Raw genomic sequence first — 1,025 nt, 5'->3', positions numbered from 1 at the left:
GTGTCGTTGAACTGGCGGAGTGCTTCTTCGTGGGCGGGGCGGGCGGCTCGGATCTCGGCGAGGATGTCGTCGGCCGGGCGCACGACGTTGCGGGGGTGCTTGAAGCGGGGGATGACGTACTTGCCGAAGAGTTCGATCGAGCGCATCAGCTGGTCGTGGGGCAGGCTGTCGACACGTAGGACGAGTGCTTCGACGCCCATGTCCGCGTATCGCTGTACGTGTTCGATGCAGTGCTCGGGGTCGCCGACCATGAAGCCCTGGGAGCGTTCGAACATGTACTCTTCGTCGTTGAAGTCGATGTCCTTGACAGCGCCCATGTAGGCGTAGTCCTTCGACAGCTTCGACAGGCGCTCATATGCGTCGGTGGACAGCTTGGCCATCTCGAACAGGGGCTTCGCCTCGAGGCGGGCCTGGGCAGTGGTCTCGGCGCAGTGCATACCACCGGCGACCGCGACCATCTTGCGCGGCGTGATCGGGTAGGGGTGGTTGGTGGCGGCGAGAGTGTCGTCGTAGAGCTTGACCATGTTCTCGACGAGGTCGAACCCGAGGTAGAGGCCGCCCATGATGGCGCCGATACCCATCGAGGCGGCCGTCTCGACCGAGCTCGGGCTGCCGGCGGCAGCCGAAATGGGCGGGTAGGGACCCTGCAGGGGCTTGGGGACCAGGCTGCGCGGCGGAACCTTGTAGTGCTCGCCCACGTACGAGAACACGTCGTTGAGGAACGCGCTCCGGATCAGCTCGATGCCCTCACGCCACTGAGCCTTGTTCTCGGAAGGGTCCACCTCAAACGCGCGCAGGGCGAGCGTGGTGTTGCCGCGCCCGGTACCAAGCTCGACACGGCCGTTGGACAGGATGTCCTCGGTCGCCACACGCTCCGCGACGCGCAGCGCATGGTTCATCCGCGTCGGCAGCAGCGTCACCAGGTGGATGAACCGCATCCGGCTCGTCAGAGCCATCAGGTACGGGTAAAGCACCTCCGGAGCGGAGACCGAAGCCGTACCCAGAGCAACATGCTGCTCGGAACT

The 1,025-nt window shown here is 65.1% G+C and carries 1 protein-coding gene; it reads right to left on the bottom strand.

From position 1 onward, the window contains the following. Positions 1–1,025, bottom strand: a 1,025-nt coding sequence (locus JK364_RS54395; protein WP_201858875.1) for an LLM class flavin-dependent oxidoreductase, incomplete at both ends; no start/stop codon positions are given.

This window comes from Streptomyces endocoffeicus, from assembly GCF_016741935.1.
Classification (GTDB): Bacteria; Actinomycetota; Actinomycetes; order Streptomycetales; family Streptomycetaceae; genus Streptomyces; species Streptomyces endocoffeicus.
The sequence above is the reverse complement of the archived record's forward strand: the minus strand, read 5'-3'. Positions and strand labels throughout refer to the sequence as shown.